Source organism: Sulfolobus sp. A20 (assembly GCF_001719125.1).
Lineage (GTDB): Archaea > Thermoproteota > Thermoprotei_A > Sulfolobales > Sulfolobaceae > Saccharolobus.
The window spans coordinates 438,210-453,481 of the sequence record NZ_CP017006.1; the positions used below are offsets into that span (position 1 = coordinate 438,210).

The 15,272-nt window shown below is 35.1% G+C and carries 19 protein-coding genes and 3 tRNA genes; 16 read left to right on the forward strand and 6 right to left on the reverse strand.

All coding sequences use genetic code 11. The annotated features are described in order from the left end of the window. Nucleotides 1-7: 7 nt before the first annotated feature. Entirely contained in the window at nucleotides 8-1,915 is a 1,908-nt protein-coding gene (locus BFU36_RS02270; protein WP_069281924.1) for a beta-CASP ribonuclease aCPSF1, read from the reverse strand. 72 nt (nucleotides 1,916-1,987) lie between these two features. Between BFU36_RS02270 and BFU36_RS02275 the strand changes: the two genes are divergently transcribed. Beyond that, complete coding sequence (locus tag BFU36_RS02275; protein WP_069281926.1) at nucleotides 1,988-3,043, forward strand: NAD(P)-dependent glycerol-1-phosphate dehydrogenase; 1,056 nt, start codon at nucleotides 1,988-1,990, stop codon at nucleotides 3,041-3,043. On the opposite strand, the gene BFU36_RS02280 is transcribed toward BFU36_RS02275, so the two are convergent. Next, on the reverse strand, nucleotides 3,033-3,758 hold the full coding sequence (locus BFU36_RS02280; RefSeq protein ID WP_069281928.1) for a peptidylprolyl isomerase: 726 nt from the start codon (nucleotides 3,756-3,758) through the stop codon (nucleotides 3,033-3,035). The two genes, BFU36_RS02275 and BFU36_RS02280, sit on opposite strands and share 11 nt — an antisense overlap. 146 nt (nucleotides 3,759-3,904) lie before the next feature. On the opposite strand from BFU36_RS02280, the gene ahcY reads away from it, so the two are divergent. The 3 genes from ahcY to BFU36_RS02295 all read left to right on the forward strand — a co-directional run bounded on the left by ahcY (nucleotide 3,905) and on the right by BFU36_RS02295 (nucleotide 5,426). After that, nucleotides 3,905-5,155 (forward strand): adenosylhomocysteinase, encoded by a 1,251-nt coding sequence (gene ahcY / locus BFU36_RS02285; protein ID WP_069281930.1) that lies wholly within the window; start codon nucleotides 3,905-3,907, stop codon nucleotides 5,153-5,155. Between the two features lie 48 nt (nucleotides 5,156-5,203). Further along, nucleotides 5,204-5,290 (forward strand) — tRNA-Ile (locus BFU36_RS02290). Nucleotides 5,291-5,341: 51 nt separating this feature from the next. After that, nucleotides 5,342-5,426: transfer RNA gene (locus BFU36_RS02295), tRNA-Leu, on the forward strand. Nucleotides 5,427-5,748: 322 nt separating this feature from the next. Here the strand turns inward: BFU36_RS02295 and BFU36_RS02300 are convergent. The 3 genes from BFU36_RS02300 to BFU36_RS02310 all read right to left on the reverse strand — a co-directional run bounded on the left by BFU36_RS02300 (nucleotide 5,749) and on the right by BFU36_RS02310 (nucleotide 6,782). After that, complete coding sequence (locus BFU36_RS02300; RefSeq protein ID WP_069281935.1) at nucleotides 5,749-6,027, reverse strand: zinc ribbon domain-containing protein; 279 nt, start codon at nucleotides 6,025-6,027, stop codon at nucleotides 5,749-5,751. 29 nt (nucleotides 6,028-6,056) lie between these two features. Continuing rightward, nucleotides 6,057-6,341: a transposase gene (locus BFU36_RS02305; RefSeq protein WP_069281937.1), complete on the reverse strand. Its 285-nt coding sequence runs from the start codon at nucleotides 6,339-6,341 to the stop codon at nucleotides 6,057-6,059. Nucleotides 6,342-6,673: 332 nt separating this feature from the next. After that, nucleotides 6,674-6,782: transfer RNA gene (locus BFU36_RS02310), tRNA-Leu, on the reverse strand. A gap of 94 nt (nucleotides 6,783-6,876) precedes the next feature. On the opposite strand from BFU36_RS02310, the gene BFU36_RS02315 reads away from it, so the two are divergent. From BFU36_RS02315 to spn, 8 genes are read left to right on the forward strand one after another with little or no spacing between them, the layout of a single operon-like run. Then, a complete protein-coding gene (locus tag BFU36_RS02315) occupies nucleotides 6,877-7,179 on the forward strand; it encodes a 50S ribosomal protein L21e (RefSeq protein WP_069284547.1) in 303 nt (100 codons plus the stop codon). Nucleotides 7,180-7,182: 3 nt separating this feature from the next. After that, entirely contained in the window at nucleotides 7,183-7,524 is a 342-nt protein-coding gene (locus BFU36_RS02320) for a DNA-directed RNA polymerase subunit F (protein ID WP_069281939.1), read from the forward strand. Between the two features lie 42 nt (nucleotides 7,525-7,566). Continuing rightward, nucleotides 7,567-8,190 (forward strand): DUF655 domain-containing protein, encoded by a 624-nt coding sequence (locus BFU36_RS02325; protein ID WP_069281944.1) that lies wholly within the window; start codon nucleotides 7,567-7,569, stop codon nucleotides 8,188-8,190. Continuing rightward, entirely contained in the window at nucleotides 8,187-8,843 is a 657-nt protein-coding gene (locus tag BFU36_RS02330) for a 16S ribosomal RNA methyltransferase A (protein WP_083216341.1), read from the forward strand. Before BFU36_RS02325 ends, BFU36_RS02330 begins: the two co-directional genes overlap by 4 nt. Further along, nucleotides 8,795-9,391 carry a HemK2/MTQ2 family protein methyltransferase gene (locus tag BFU36_RS02335; protein ID WP_069281946.1) on the forward strand — a complete coding sequence of 199 codons (597 nt, stop codon included), beginning with the start codon at nucleotides 8,795-8,797 and terminating at the stop codon, nucleotides 9,389-9,391. The genes BFU36_RS02330 and BFU36_RS02335 overlap by 49 nt, the downstream gene beginning before the upstream one ends. After that, on the forward strand, nucleotides 9,381-10,100 hold the full coding sequence (gene trmJ / locus BFU36_RS02340; protein WP_069281950.1) for a tRNA (cytidine-2'-O-)-methyltransferase TrmJ: 720 nt from the start codon (nucleotides 9,381-9,383) through the stop codon (nucleotides 10,098-10,100). The genes BFU36_RS02335 and trmJ overlap by 11 nt, the downstream gene beginning before the upstream one ends. Next, nucleotides 10,090-10,716, forward strand: a complete 627-nt coding sequence (locus BFU36_RS02345) for a 30S ribosomal protein S3ae (RefSeq protein ID WP_069284548.1) — start codon at nucleotides 10,090-10,092, stop codon at nucleotides 10,714-10,716. Before trmJ ends, BFU36_RS02345 begins: the two co-directional genes overlap by 11 nt. After that, on the forward strand, nucleotides 10,688-11,908 hold the full coding sequence (gene spn, locus BFU36_RS02350) for a bifunctional sugar-1-phosphate nucleotidylyltransferase/acetyltransferase (RefSeq protein ID WP_069281951.1): 1,221 nt from the start codon (nucleotides 10,688-10,690) through the stop codon (nucleotides 11,906-11,908). Before BFU36_RS02345 ends, spn begins: the two co-directional genes overlap by 29 nt. Here the strand turns inward: spn and BFU36_RS02355 are convergent. Continuing rightward, complete coding sequence (locus BFU36_RS02355; protein ID WP_069281953.1) at nucleotides 11,885-13,093, reverse strand: redox-regulated ATPase YchF; 1,209 nt, start codon at nucleotides 13,091-13,093, stop codon at nucleotides 11,885-11,887. The two genes, spn and BFU36_RS02355, sit on opposite strands and share 24 nt — an antisense overlap. A 61-nt stretch (nucleotides 13,094-13,154) precedes the next feature. On the opposite strand from BFU36_RS02355, the gene BFU36_RS02360 reads away from it, so the two are divergent. The 4 genes from BFU36_RS02360 to BFU36_RS02375 are packed head-to-tail and all read left to right on the forward strand — an operon-like array spanning nucleotide 13,155 to nucleotide 15,189. Further along, nucleotides 13,155-13,805: a 50S ribosomal protein L15e gene (locus BFU36_RS02360; RefSeq protein WP_069281954.1), complete on the forward strand. Its 651-nt coding sequence runs from the start codon at nucleotides 13,155-13,157 to the stop codon at nucleotides 13,803-13,805. 2 nt (nucleotides 13,806-13,807) lie between these two features. Further along, nucleotides 13,808-14,257, forward strand: coding sequence for an RNA-binding domain-containing protein (locus BFU36_RS02365; RefSeq protein ID WP_069281956.1), 450 nt, complete (start codon nucleotides 13,808-13,810; stop codon nucleotides 14,255-14,257). Next, a complete protein-coding gene (locus BFU36_RS02370) occupies nucleotides 14,229-14,783 on the forward strand; it encodes an RNase P subunit p30 (protein ID WP_231961220.1) in 555 nt (184 codons plus the stop codon). The genes BFU36_RS02365 and BFU36_RS02370 overlap by 29 nt, the downstream gene beginning before the upstream one ends. Then, nucleotides 14,758-15,189 (forward strand): Rpp14/Pop5 family protein, encoded by a 432-nt coding sequence (locus BFU36_RS02375; RefSeq protein ID WP_069281960.1) that lies wholly within the window; start codon nucleotides 14,758-14,760, stop codon nucleotides 15,187-15,189. The genes BFU36_RS02370 and BFU36_RS02375 overlap by 26 nt, the downstream gene beginning before the upstream one ends. The last annotated feature ends 83 nt before the right edge of the window (nucleotides 15,190-15,272 follow it).

The following is a 15,272-nucleotide window of genomic DNA, read 5'->3' on the forward strand; positions in this document are numbered from 1 at the left end:
TTTTCCTTTAGGCCACTCTTAAACTATCAAGAATGTTAGGCGTGTAGATATTTGGCTTATATCCTAATCTATTCTCTTCTTTAATGTAGTTTGCAAAAGATCTAATTGATGAAGCTTCTCCATGGTTTAATATAACATTTTTAGGTTTAGGCTGTATATTCCTTAGGAACGCTAACAGCTGTCTTCTGTCTGAGTGTCCGGAGAATCCTTCTATAGCTTTTATTTCCATACCAATTTTTATGTTTTCAACTCTACCATCTCTATCAATGATTTGAATCTCTTTAGCTCCATCTCTTACTTTTCTCCCTAAAGTTCCCTCAGCTTGATAGCTTACAAACACTATTGAATTTTTACTATCCGGTGCTAGAGCTTTAAAGAACTCTAAGGCAGGTCCCCCATTAAGCATTCCGGAAGTGGCTATTATTATCGAGGGTTCTCCTTGTGCTATGTCCTCTTTAAACCCTTCAATCCTTTTGAAGAACTCTGAAGTAAATGGATTTTCGTCTTTATACAGAATAGAGTCTCTTACCTCCCTTCCTAACCATTCTGGGTAAGCATTGTGAAGAGCAGTAACTTCATCAACTAATCCTGTTACATATACTGGCACTTCTGGAATTAGTTTCTTCTTCATCATGTCGTTTATAACCAGCATTATTTCTTGTCCCCTGCCAACAGCTAGGACGGGTATTAATACCTTTCCTCCTTTTGTTAAGGTCTTATTTATCACTTCCAAAAGTTCAAGTTCAGACTCTTCTCTATTCTCTTGTTCTTTAGCCCCATATGTAGTTTCCATTATTAGTGTATCGACTCTTGGGAACTCATCATTTGCTTTATCCAATAACCTAGTTCTGGCGTATTTGAAGTCTCCAGAATATACTATATTATGCTTTCCATCACCAATATGCAAATGCGCTATTGCTGAACCTAAAATATGTCCTGCGTTATAGAACGTTAGCCTAATATCTGGTGCGATATCTGTAACTTCTTCATAATCGAGAGTGATAGTGTGTAATAGCTCTTTTCTCACTTCTTTAGCTGAATAAGGTGTAGGTCTTCCTTCTCTTTCTGCTATATCTAAGGAATCCAACTGCATCAATGCCATAATATCCCTAGTTGGTGGCGTTGCATAAACTGGTCCTTCGTATCCATATTTAAATAAAAATGGTATCATTCCACAGTGATCTAAGTGAGCATGTGTCACTACAACGGCGTCAAGTTCTTCTAACTTTAACTGATCTAACATTGGGTAAAGTCTCTCACCTTGTGTCACGCTAGGATTTAATCCTACATCTAATAATACTCTACTCTCTGGGGTTTCAACTAATACTGCTGATCTTCCTACTTCCTGAAAACCTCCTAAAGCCGTTATTCTGACGTAGCCGTTGCTAAAAAGTAGTTCTCTATGTATTCTTTCACCAAATGTTCTAAGCATCTTAGCTCTGTATTCAGTCTCGTTATAAATATGTGTTAATATGCTCTCGTATGTTCTAGATTTTAATGGAGGGTCTCTTACTATCACTGGTCTCCAGTAGGTTTCTGCAAATATTTTTTGTTGAATTAGTCCTCCTTTACCTATTACTAACCCTGGTTTTTTTGCTTTTATCAATACCTCTCCTAATTCATCGTCAAATTTTATTTCTGTAACTTGAGCTTCTTGAGGAACTAAATTCTTTATTATCTCTACAACTTCTTTTTCGTCTTTTCTAACACTGCTATCAGCTTTAATTACTATTCTCTTCTTTATTTCTTTAGCTATCTTCCTTATAGTTTCATTTTTTTCTAAAGCTAATGCTGGTTTCTTTACATAAATAGCTATCTCTGGTCCTTCATAATCTATTCTAGTTATTCCAAGATCTTTTAACTCATTATATATAGAAGCTACTATGCTCATTCTGCTTGATACCAAACTATTCACCAGCTTAGAAGAAGCTATTAACTAGAGTTATGTATGCTAATTTTTAATATTTAAATCTTCTCTTTAATATCTGTGGTTAGTAAAGAGCATGTAATAAGTTTACCTAGGAGAGTATTAGTTGGTAATAATATTATAGAAAATATTCCAATCTATTTTAGTCAATTGGACTTAAAACCTCCTTATCTTATAGTAACTGGTGAGAAATATACTAAAGAAATTGCTGAGAAGATTGCTGAGAATTTCCCTAAAGATATTTCGTATGAGGTTGTAGTTATCCGTGACGCAAGTTTAGATTCAGTTTATTATGTAGAGGAATTAGTAAAGAGAATAAACGCTAAGGTTTTGCTGGGTATTGGTGGAGGAAAGGTAATTGACGTTGCCAAGTATGTTTCTTTCAGGAATAATCTAGAATTCATTAGCATTCCTACTTCTCCCTCTCATGATGGTATTACGTCACCTTTTGCCTCAATTAAGGGTTTATCTAAAGCTGTTTCTGTGAAGGCTAAGGAACCTCTAGCTATCATCGCAGATATTGAAATTTTAAGCTCAGCACCAAGGCGCCTAATCAACGCTGGTATAGGAGATACTATTGGAAAAATAATATCTGTGAGGGATTGGAAGCTAGCTTCAAAAATAAGGGGAGAATATTATGGAGATTACACTGCATCGTTGTCACTGATGTCAGCTAAACATGCGTTTCAATGTACAAGGATAATTAATAAGGACATAAAATATGGTACAAGAATGCTAATGGAGGCACTAATCAGTAGTGGTGTAGCAATGGGAATGGCTGGTAGTACTAGACCTGCAAGCGGATCAGAGCATTTGTTCGCACATGCAGTAGAGATATTAGAGCCTGAGAAAGCATTACACGGCGAATTAGTAGGATTAGGTACTATTATGATGGCTTATTTGCACAATATAAATTGGAGAACAATTCGAAGGAGATTAAAGAAAATAGGATTTCCGGTCAAAGCTAAGGAGTTAGGATTATCAGATGAGATAGTTATAAAGGCCTTAACTATTGCACACACAATAAGGCCTGAAAGATATACAATTTTAGGGGATAGAGGTTTAACGTGGAATTCAGCTGAGAAAATAGCTACAATAACAGGAGTTATTGACTAGTTTGGCTTTGTTCTGGATAAAATGTGGACTTCGAATACTGCTGAATAAATTGAACTGTGTAGTCTTGAGATACATAATTAATTATCTCGTAAGCCAAGTAATAGAGATTAAGTTGAAGATTTTGTAATAAGTAAAGATCCTTTGATAAATTGATGATAACATTCTTCTTTTCGTCATTTATTTCAACACTAAGGTTCTTTAAATTAGTTTGTCCAAATCTTCTTTCGATCAGTGCCATAATCTTATCTTTAGGAGTCTCAAGTACTTTCACAACCTTAACATCATACACTAACGATCTTCCAGCTAATGGATGATTAAGATCTAATATAACTCTCCCTCCACTGACACTCCTTATCGTAGCTAAGCTTCCATCTGATAATCTTACAATCATGTTAGGTGCTGGTCTTATTCCTTGCCTTCTCAACTCTCCTAGGGATATCGTCTTTATTTTAGTGTTATCTCTCTCACCATAAGCTTTTTCTGGAGGGATTTCAATAGTTTTTTGTTCATTAAGATTAAAGTTATACAGCGCCTCCTCTAATCCTCTCAATATTCTATTTTCTCCTAAAATTACAAGTTTTGGTCCATATGTTTCATTTTCATCATATATGTTAGCTTTTTTTGCTTCTTCTACATTAGTTGTATCAATTATTTCTCCGGTATCTTTTACTCTTGCTGTATATTCTATATAAATAAAATCTTTATCTTTAAACATTATTAGCCCTATGAATAGTTAAGATCAAGGTTTTTAAAACTAGTGAAACAGTAGCTACAATAATATAGTTACTCAACTAATAATGATTAAATATTCTGTCCCTATAAGTAGTTTTATAACTATTAAATAACTTAGGTGGTTCTGAAATGAAATATAAGGTAAAAGATATCTCGTTAGCAGACATGGGTAAAAGGCAAATCGAGTGGGCTGAGATTCATATGCCAGCCTTATTAGAGATAAGAAAAAGATTTGCCGTTGAGAAGCCACTCACTGGTATTCGTGTGAGCGCAGTTCTGCACGTTACAAAGGAAACGGCAGCTTTAGTTAGAACATTAAAAATAGGAGGAGCCGAGGTTGCATTGGCAGCTAGTAATCCACTGTCCACTCAAGATGAAGTAGCAGCAGCATTAGCCAATGATGATATTTATGTGTTTGCATGGAAGGGTGAAAATGAAAACGAATATTACGAGAATATAGAAAATATAACAAAAATACATCAACCTGATATAGTTATGGATGATGGCGGAGACTTGCATGCATATCTTCATGAAAAATTAACTGACATAAAAGTAATTGGAGGTACTGAGGAAACCACTACTGGCGTAGTTAGGTTAAAGGCAATGGAAGAGCAAGGTGTTCTGAAATATCCTGTCGTAGCAGTAAACAATGCCTACACTAAATATCTATTTGATAACAGATATGGTACGGGTCAGAGCGCTATTGATGGCATACTAAGAGCTACCAATATTTTAATAGCTGGAAAGGTTGCTGTAGTAGCAGGTTATGGCTGGGTAGGAAGAGGTATAGCAAACAGACTAAGGGGTTTAGGTGCTAGAGTAATAGTTACAGAAGTGAATCCGATCAGGGCTTTAGAGGCAGTAATGGACGGGTTTGAGGTTATGCCTATGTCAAGCGCTGCTAAAGTAGGAGAAATGTTTGTAACTGCCACTGGTGGTCTTAACGTAATTGGTATACAGCATATTCTAGAGATGAAGAACGGTGCAATTCTTGCTAATGCAGGACATTTCAACGTGGAAATAGATGTCAAGGGGCTGAAAGAAGTAGCAAAGAGTGTAAAGAATATAAGGCCTTATGTTGATGAATATGAACTCCCTAATAACAAGAAAGTGTATTTATTAGCTGAAGGCAGATTAGTTAATTTAGCTGCAGCAGAGGGACACCCTAGCGAGGTTATGGACATGAGTTTCTCTAACCAAGCGTTAGCGGTAGAGTATCTTGTAAAGAATAGGGGTAAACTATCAAATAAAGTATATAATGTACCAGAGGAATTAGACTACCAAGTAGCTAAGATAAAATTAAAGACTATGGGCATACAGATAGATGAGCTCACTGAGGAGCAAAAGGAGTATATGAAACAATGGAAATATGGTACGTAAAAATGTAAGCGTAAGTCTTAAAAACAAGATTTTTGTTGATATATTTGTGGGCCCGTAGCTCAGCTAGGTAGAGCGCTCGGCTCATAAGAGCGCTGAGAAACCGAGTGGTCCGGGGTTCAAGTCCCCGCGGGCCCACCTTGATGCCGCAGATTATACTTTTTAAGCTTCTGCTTCAGAATTGTATTTGCGGGGGTGCCCGAGCTAGGTCAAAGGGGGTAGGCTCAGGCCCTACTGGCGAAGGCCTGCACGGGTTCAAATCCCGTCCCCCGCATGCTTTTCCCAAATTTATTATAATGAAATCATAAAGTTACAAAAAATTCTGACAGTAATTCCATTTTTAGAGTGCTAGTATACACTTGAGAGCTTCTAGACTTCTATTTACGGCATTTGTCACTTTCTTTAGTACGATAATTCTCATTGAGGATTTGATACTTAGATTATTATTACCGGATGTTTTTGATTTCTCGAGTTAAAATATAAGTTATAGTAGTCACTTATTAATCTCCTTCCCTCTAGGCAATGAATTTTAGCCTCTATCTGTATCACTAAACTAAAAAGACTGGCGCGCGTATCCTTCTGACCTCCTCCCCGTCCTAAAGGGCGAGGGTTCTACTTAGGTCCAAAGCATTACTCCCCTTTACGGGAGTTATTCCGTTAGATGTTACTAAGAAAGACAATGGCTTTTTCAACGTTACTACTACTTTCTTTACTCCCATTTTCATAATATTCAAATCACCATTAACATCACTATGCAACTTGTGGGATAAAGGACAATTAATAACTCTCCTAGGTCTCCTAGCCACCTCTACTTCATGATAAGTACAGAGCCTAGAAGTATTATATTCAACGACGAGAAACACCTTTATACTCATAAAGCTTATTCACTATAACTCATATTAATTTACGATAAGACCAAATATTTTGAAGTAAACTTATTACCCTTATCTTGAGAAATGAAGTAAGGATAACCAACAAAGACCGTTAAAACGCCTAGTTGCCATAACGTTCTGGCTAAGTGGGAAGCTAGAGTCCTATAATAGTGCATTAGCCTACGGCAAAGCTTTACGAAGACCATTTCCCTTAACACCTCTTCCTTAGCGTCAAACTCTTGAACCCTTTCCGTTAACGACTTCGGCCTATCTAGTCCAGCAATCCTCTTCCGTGTGTGGACAACAATTTCGTCCAACTGTAAATTTTTTACTTAAGCGATGGATTTAGAGTATATTGTGGAAGAATATTTTCAGCCATCTTGCTATTGTGTTTCTCGTTGATTTAAGTGCTAGGAAATCAAACCCGTTCTCGCCCTAATAAATAACTCTAAAAATACTTTTCCACAATAAAGAAAATTCAATTTATATCAACCAAATTGTTGTCCACACACGTTAATGTACGTTGCAATGATATTTCTTCTAGTTTTCGAGGCTTACATTTTAGATGATTTTTTAGTATCTTGCAATAATCTTACGATTTTCCTCAATAAGTTTGAATTAATAACTTTTTGATCAGTCTATAATTAAGTGCGGGGGACGGGATTTGAACCCGTGCAGGCCTTCGCCAGCGGATCTCTTATTTTTATGGGGCCTAGATCTTAAGTCCGCCCCCTTTGACCAGGCTCGGGCACCCCCGCAATATTTGCATATAGTATACCTTAGTTATACCTTAAATGTTTTTCCAACAAAAATCTTAATTATGTGTTATATAATGGTTATGAAGGGATTAGTATGGTTAAGCATTCCAAAGGATATAGAACGAGATCAAGAAATTTATTAAGAAAGAATCCTAGGGAAAGAGGAGCAGTTCCTCCTTTGAGTAGGCTAATGTACACTTATAATCTGGGTGACCAAGTGGTTATAAAGATAAACTCTTCGGTACATGCGGGTATGCCACATAGAAGATATCAAGGTAAAGTAGGAAAAATAGTTGGGAGAAGAGGAAGGGCATATGAGGTTTCTGTTACTTTAGGTGAAAAGGAAAAGGTTTTAATCATTAGGCCAGAACACCTAGTTCCTTATAAGGTGAGCTGAAAATTGTCATCTATTTACGTTGTTGAAGAGCATTACATTCCCTATTCTGTAGCTAAAAAATTATTATCAGACGTTATAAAGTCAGGTGTTTCTTCTAATTTGTTGCAAAAGACTTTTGATTATTTAAATGATGTGGAAAAATGTAGTGCAGAAGATGCTGAGAAGTTGATGGAAGAGCTTAAAAGTATTGTCAGTAGGGAGGATATCAGAGCTGTTATAGCTAGCATTTGTCCTACAACTGCTGATGAGGTTAGAAGTATTCTTATAATGGATGCTGGTAAGACGTATACTTCAGAAGATATACAGAAGATAGTTGATTTAATAAGGAAATACGTGAAGAGTTGAGTTTTTACTTTTAAAATATACATTATTTATTCGGGACACAAATTGCAAAGAAAGAGGATGGTAAGAGAACGTATAGTATATGTTTTGGACTATATGAGAGAAGGTAATCCTCTGGATAAACATAAGTTTCATAGGGACAAACCGTTAATTCAAGCTATTGGTGAGGATTACTTCTTGTTATTAGAGCTTACTTTGCGTTCATTCAATTTAAACTTTTCACCAGAGCAGAGGATAGATTTAGAATCTGAACAAGAAGTAAAAGTGGATGGGCATATAGTTTATGACGATCTTACCTCCCTATCTAAAGAGAACTTACCTAGAGTAGTACAAAAAATAGTAAGAGAGAAAGAGAGGGCATTCGTAGAATTTTTTAATAAAGCTGAACCGCTTACATTAAAGTTGCACGCATTGGAACTTTTACCGAATATAGGTAAAAAAACATTAAGAGTAATCTTAGAGGAAAGGAAAAAGAAACCCTTTGAGAGTTTTAAGGATATCGAGGATAGAGTAGGGGTTAAAGATATAGTATCAATAATAGTAGAAAGGATTATAAATGAGGTTAAAGGTGAAGAGAAATATTACTTATTTGCGTATCCAATAGTGGATGAAAATAAAAAAACTGAACAACAACTTATCTACGTGGGTTATCTTGAAAAGTTAAGGTGAGACTTTCACAAGTATTTCTTAAGGATAGAAGTGTCATTAATAAGTTCCTTACTTATGTAGATTATAGTAAAAGGCCTATAGTTGAGATAGGGTGCGGAAAGGGGAATATTACTAAGTTTTTAAAACCTGATTTATGCATAGAGATAGATGGCAGGTTAATCAAATACTTAAGGGATTATAACTTGATAATAGGAGATGGAAGAAATCTTCCTATAATTAGGGGGCAAATCGTCTCCTCATTACCTTATGACATAACTTCTGATTTCTTTAAGGAAGTAGCTAAATTAGATCAAGTAAGAAGATTAGTTTTAATACTTCAGAAAGATTTCGTTGATAAGTTAGTAAATGATCCAACTTACATTTCCTTTTTAGTTAATTTCTTTTACAATATAAACGTTAGGGATGTTATTCCCCCTCAATCATTTGTTCCTATGCCTAAAGTTTATTCAATAATAACTATATTTGATCGAATTAGGGACTATAATGATAATATCATCAAAATTATTGAGTGTGTAAGCAAGTATAGAAATAAAAGCATACGCAAAGTTTCTAAGTTGTGCGGGTTTGATTCAGAAAGTGAGTTAAGAGTGAGGGATTTCAAACCTTGTCAAGTCATAGAATTATTGAATTCCATGGGATTAAACTATGCGTAAATGAGCAAGTATATGAGCCAGCGGATGATACGGAATTAATTCTTGACATGATTAATGTTAGTACAGGTGAGAAAGTCATTGACGTTGGTTCTGGTACCGGAATTTTAGGCATTTATACAATTAAGAGAGGAGCCAAGGTGGTTTTTATAGATATTAATCCTTATGCTGTAGAAGCTACTTTATGCTCTTTGCGGATAAATGGTATAGATTCAATTAAGTATGATATTGTAAATTGTGATTTACTTACGTGTTTAAGAAGCTTTAAATTTGATACGATAGTGTTTAATCCTCCGTATCTTCCATTTGAGGAGTATGATAAATGGATAGGCTATAGTTGGTCCGGGGGTAAAGACGGCAGCGAAGTTATTTTAAGGTTTCTAAAAATTGCTACAGCGAGAAGAATATATTTGGTTTTTTCCTCGCTAAGTAACGAAGATTTAATATTAAGCACTATTGAAAATAAAGGATACTCAGTCTTGCAGAAGCGTGAGAAAGTATTTGGATATGAAAGAATAGTAACTTTAGAGTTGATAAAGTATGTGGATTAGGGTAGTTCTAGTAGAGCCGGAAGGTGAATATAATATTGGTTTTGTGGCTAGACTATGTAAGAACTTTGCAGTTGATGAGCTTTATATCGTTAATCCTAGGGTTAGTGTTCAAGAAGCCTTTAGGTTCTCCGCAGGAGGTGCTGATTTTTTAGAAAGAGCTAAAATTATTAAAAGTTATGATGAGGCTATTAGTGACGTAGATATTAAGATAGCCACCTCAAGTATTGCTGATAATAAGGGAGATATCTTAAGGAAATCGGTTAGACCATGGGAGATTTTGCCTTTAATTCAGGATAAGAAAGTCGCAATAATCTTTGGGAGGGAGAGCGTAGGGTTGACTAGAGAAGAAATATTTAAGGCTGATTTTCTCATGTATATTCCGGCTAATCCTAGCTATCCTGTTCTTAATTTGTCTCATGCTGTAGGTATTATCTTATACGAAATTTGGAAATTTAAGTCTCTTAATACTAATAATATTGGTAATCAAACTATTTCAGAAAAATCTATAAAATTAATAGATAAATATTCTAAAGATCTCTATGAGTTACTGAAGAGAACTGATGATGATTATAAAATGTACATCGCATTGAAGAGGTCTTTAGTAAGAGGTATAAAGGATGAAGAGGAGGCTAGAGTCATAATTCATTTTCTGAGAAAACTTTATACCAGAATAATCCACAATGATAAGGAGATGGGTAATGTCAGCTAAAAGCGGAGCGATAAAAGATAAATGGAAGATGAAGAAGTGGTATACTATAATAGCACCTAAAATTTTCGGTGAAGTACCGTTAGGTTCTACTCCCGCTTATGATGCAAACTATACAATAGGTAGAAAAGTGGAAACAACACTTTATGACTTAACTGGAGACTTTAGTCAAGTTTACGTTCACTTATACTTCAAAATCACAAGTTATAGTGGAGATAGGTTGTTAACGATGTTTTATGGTCATGAACTATCAAGAGATTATTTAAGGTCACTAATTAGAAGGAAGAGCTCTAAAATAAATACTATAGTTGATGTTACTACTAAGGACGGCTACACTGTGAGAGTAAAAGGATTAGTACTAACCACGTATAAATGCCAGCAGGCACAGAAGACGGCTATTAGAAAAATAATGAGTGAAATATTTTTAAAGAAGGCTAGCGAGCTAACCTTCGATGATTTTGTCCAAGAAGTAGTATTTGGGAAGGTTGCAAATGAGATATTTAATTCTGCTAAGAAGATATATCCTCTGAGAAAGGCTGAAGTGGAAAAAACTAAAGTTTTGAAAACTCCAGAAAATTTAGGTAAGCAAGTTGAAAGCAGTAATATTAGCAGCGGGTAAAGGTGAAAGATTAGAACCGATAACTCATACTAGACCTAAACCTTTTGTACCTATTCTTGATTATCCTCTTATTTTAAGAAACATTGAAATTTTGAGAAGATATGTCGACGATATTATAGTCGTTATTAGTCCTGAGCACAAAGATTATTTTAAAACAATTAAAAATATAAAAATTATTGAACAAAGCGAAGGTAAGGGTACTGCTTCGGCACTTAGAGCAGTAGAAGGAATCATCAAGGATGAGTTCTTAGTACTTTATGGGGACATTGTATTTGAAGAGGACGCGATTAAGCAGATTTTGGAATCGAACGGAAATTCCATATTAGCTACACAAGTGAAAGATCCAAGGAATTATGGAGTTATTATTCATAACGCTGATATGAAGCTAATTAGAATTGTTGAAAAGCCAGAAAATCCTCAGTCTAATCTAATAAACGCAGGCATATATAAATTAGATCAGAATATTTTTTCATTTATAGATAAATTGAAACCATCGGTAAGGGGCGAGTATGAACTTACGGACGCAATAAATCAGATATCTGAGAACGTAAAAGTAGTAGCATATCATGGTTTATGGATGGATATAGGAAAGCCTTGGGACATAATTGAGATAAATAAGATATTCCTACAAAGGCAGACATTTAGTAAGATCTTAGGAGAGATTGAAGATAACGTCAAGATAAAAGGAACTGTTATTATCGAGGAGAATTCTAGGATTAAGGCCGGCACATATATTGAAGGTCCAGCATATATAGGTAAGAATTCCACCATAGGTCCAAACGCATATATACGACCATATACAGTTATTGGGAGTAATGTAAAAATTGGGGCTTTTAATGAAATAAAAGAGAGCATAATAATGGAGGACACAAAAATACCTCACTTAAGCTATGTCGGGGATAGTGTGATATGTGAAGATGTTAATTTTGGAGCAGGAACGATTACTGCAAATCTAAGATTTGACGAGAAGGAGGTTAAGGTTACCATAAAAAATGAAAGAGTTAACAGTAATAGAAAGAAGCTAGGCGCGATTGTTGGAGCACATGTTAGAACTGGAATAAATGTTTCGATATTGCCTGGAGTAAAAATAGGAGCCTATGCTTGGATCTTTCCAGGGGCTGTAGTAGATAGAGATGTACAACGCGGAGAGTTCTTCTTCCCAAATTACTTAAAAAGGTTTAGCAGTGCTTGAGACAATCTTAATTACATCTCCATCCTGCAGTTGATATTCTTCTCCAATTCTCATCTTTCTTTTTACATCTATAGCGTACAGAAAGCCTTTAGCTAAATCTGTGTGAATAGAATACGCTAAGTCTCTTGGATTTGAACCTTTTTTAAGTAAAATTGCATCTGGTAATACATTGCCGTTTTTGTCGCTAAGCCTTTTCTCATCCTCTACTGGATAAACAACTATCATCTTTAACGCTTCAAATACTGCAACATTTAGGGCTTGTTGAACACCGGTAGAGCCATAAACTTCCAAAACATTCTTTCTTATATACTCTAATGCAGATTTTTGTTTTTCACTTATATCCTTTTTTAATATGATAAAATCACTTTCTCCAGGGATGTAATGTATAATTCCTGACTTAGCAGCCTTTCTTAACGCTAACTCAGAAATAGCACTAGTAGGGATAATCCATTGATATTTCTTTCTCAGTTTTTCAATATTCCTTCTAGCTTGAGGCATATCAGACTTATTAGCTGCTATTATCATAGGCTTACTAATGATTCTGAGGACTCTAGCGAAATCTTTTAAATCGGTTTCAGTCCATTGTAACAACTTTAAATTTTCAAGCTTTGTTTGTTTTAAAGCTTCAATGATGTGAGATCTGTTCACCGATATTCCAGATAACTTACTTAGCAAAGCTTCAACGAGATCTTTTCCCGATAAGTCAGTTGTTCTTGCAAATTTAGCCCAATCTTTATTTATAATGGAGTAGAACCATTCATCAAGTTCATTTTCAATAAACTTTATATCTTCCTCTGGATCTCTTGAACCCGGTTCTACTGGGAGACCTTCTTCATTAGTCGATCCACTGGCATCAATTACGTGGATAAGGGCATCAGCTTGTCTTAAGTCATCTAAGAATTTATTGCCTAAGCCCCTTCCTTCATGTGCCCCAGGGATAAGCCCAGCGACATCTACTAGTTTTATTGGTATAAATCTATAATTATCTATACAAACTGAATTTTTAGGATTACACTTTACATTAAATTCGGTATGCACGCATCTAACTTTTACATACCCTATTGCTTCATTAGGATTAATAGTAACGAATGGTCTATCGGCTATTTCTACATCTTTTAGAGTCGCTGCACTAAAGAAAGAACTCTTTCCTACGTTTGTTTTTCCAACTATTCCTATGCTTATCATATGATTCTGATTAGTGGACACTTTTATTAATTAGTTGTTTAGCTAATAATTTGGATAAAAGATGGCATTATCAATGTACCACCATGTAGAGAATACGTGGCAATCTGATGAGTGGAAAAAAAGTGTGATAAGGCAGAGATTAATTGAATGGAGAAAACAGCCCTCTATCGTTAGAATTGTTAAACCTACGAGATTAAATAGGGCCAGAGCCTTAGGCTATAAGGCCAAACAAGGCTTCATAGTAGTTAGAGTAAGGGTTAGAAGGGGAGGTTCAAATAAGATAAGACCAAATAAAGGTAGAAGACCTAAAAGGATGGGTGTTTATGGTTATTCTCCATCTAAGGGATACAGATGGATAGCTGAGGAGAAAGCGGCAAGAAAATATCCTAACTTAGAAGTTTTAGGCAGTTACTACGTTGCAGAAGATGGTTTGTATAAATATTACGAAGTAATTCTTGTTGATCCATCTCATCCAGTAATAAAGAACGATCCTAATTTAAAGTGGCTTCAAGATCCCGCTAATAGGCGTAGAGTTTTCAGAGGTTTAACATCAGCGGGTAAGAAAGTTAGAGGATTAAGGAAAGCTAGAGGACTAAAAGGAACTACTAGGTACAAGTGGAATAAGAAAATTAAAGAAAGGGAAGAGAAGAAGCGTCATGAAGCTAACAAGTATAATAGGTTACAAGAGTACGATAGGATACCAGGAAAGTAATCATGAGAGTGAATCAAGCTATTGTTTCAATATTTGTCCATGAAACGGAAGATTATAACAGAATAATTAGCTCTGTGGAAAATTTTTTTGCTCCTTCTATTTTAAGTTCGAAAAAGAGCGAAACAATAGTTACTGGCCATTATAAGAATAAAATAATAATTATTGAATACAAGTTTGACAGAAAAAATAGTAATGATCTTTTGAAAACTATTCTTAGTAAGATGGAACCTACAGATTTAATGTTCCTTTTCGCTACGTTTGAATCCCACTGGGATTCTCGTAAATTATATCTGAGATTTGATAAACAAAGGATTATAGCTGAGAATAGGCTAGTTTTAAAGGAGGGGGACGATATAATAAGAGTTGTATTATCTTTTAATGATTCCTTTGAAAACATAAAGGAGGAGTTTAGAAAAGTTGTTAGTGATAGAACCATGTATACTAAATTCTGACGTTTTCCCTTATGCTCAAAAACTGGGATATAACTTAACTTTCGCTGAGGATGGCAAAGTAGGTATTAAGAGGATTACCATTAGGACTGATAGTATCGATGCACTAAGGAGAACTCTGGCAAATCTCAAAAGGGAAAGAAAACAGTTAATTTTCATAAAACCTCTATCTTTAGATTCTCTAAGGTATTCCATTATTGATAAACGTGTAAACGTAATTGTTATAGATGGGGAAAATATAAAAGTCCTTAAAAAAACTATGCTAAATTTAATTAGGTTTCATAATAAATTTGTTGAAGTTCCTCTAAAATCCTCAAGAATAGTAGTTTACAGAATGCTGATGTATGCCTATAAATGGATTCCGAATGTAATTTTCTCCTCTTATGCCGAAGACTATAATGAGTTATGGAGTCCAATTTCTAAAATAGATTACCTAAATATTCTTGGGGCTGATGAAGAGGAAGCTTTTAAGTTTGCACTTTTAAATCCGATAAAGTTGTTAAATGAATATATGGCAATTAGGACTTGACGTTATAATAATTGTTTGGCTAGTTACTCTCACATTCTTGTATATTTCAAGAAAGCTATTAAATGTAAAGATTGTAAAAAATAAAAAAATTTCTAAGTCAAAGAGATACATTGTATTTTATGTTATATCAGATAAAAATGTGAAAGGAATTGACGTGGAGAAAGAAATACGTAAGGCGGTTAAGGAACTATTAGGGAGCATATGGTTAGAAATAGCTAATCCTAGAGTGATATTCTTCAGAGAGGACACTCAAGAGGGCATTATATCGACCAATAGAGCTGGGTATAAGGTTGTAATAGCTAGTATACCTTTAGTGAAGGAAGTTAGTGGAACTAAGGCACTTGTGGTGCCCAGAAGAACAACGAGTAGTTTAAAAAGGGCGAAAAAGATAATTGGTATTAAATGATGAAGCCGCTCCAGACTGCGAAGTGATGATCTCTGCGACGAGCTGAACAATATTTTTAAAATTAGGGACTACTTAGTATTTGA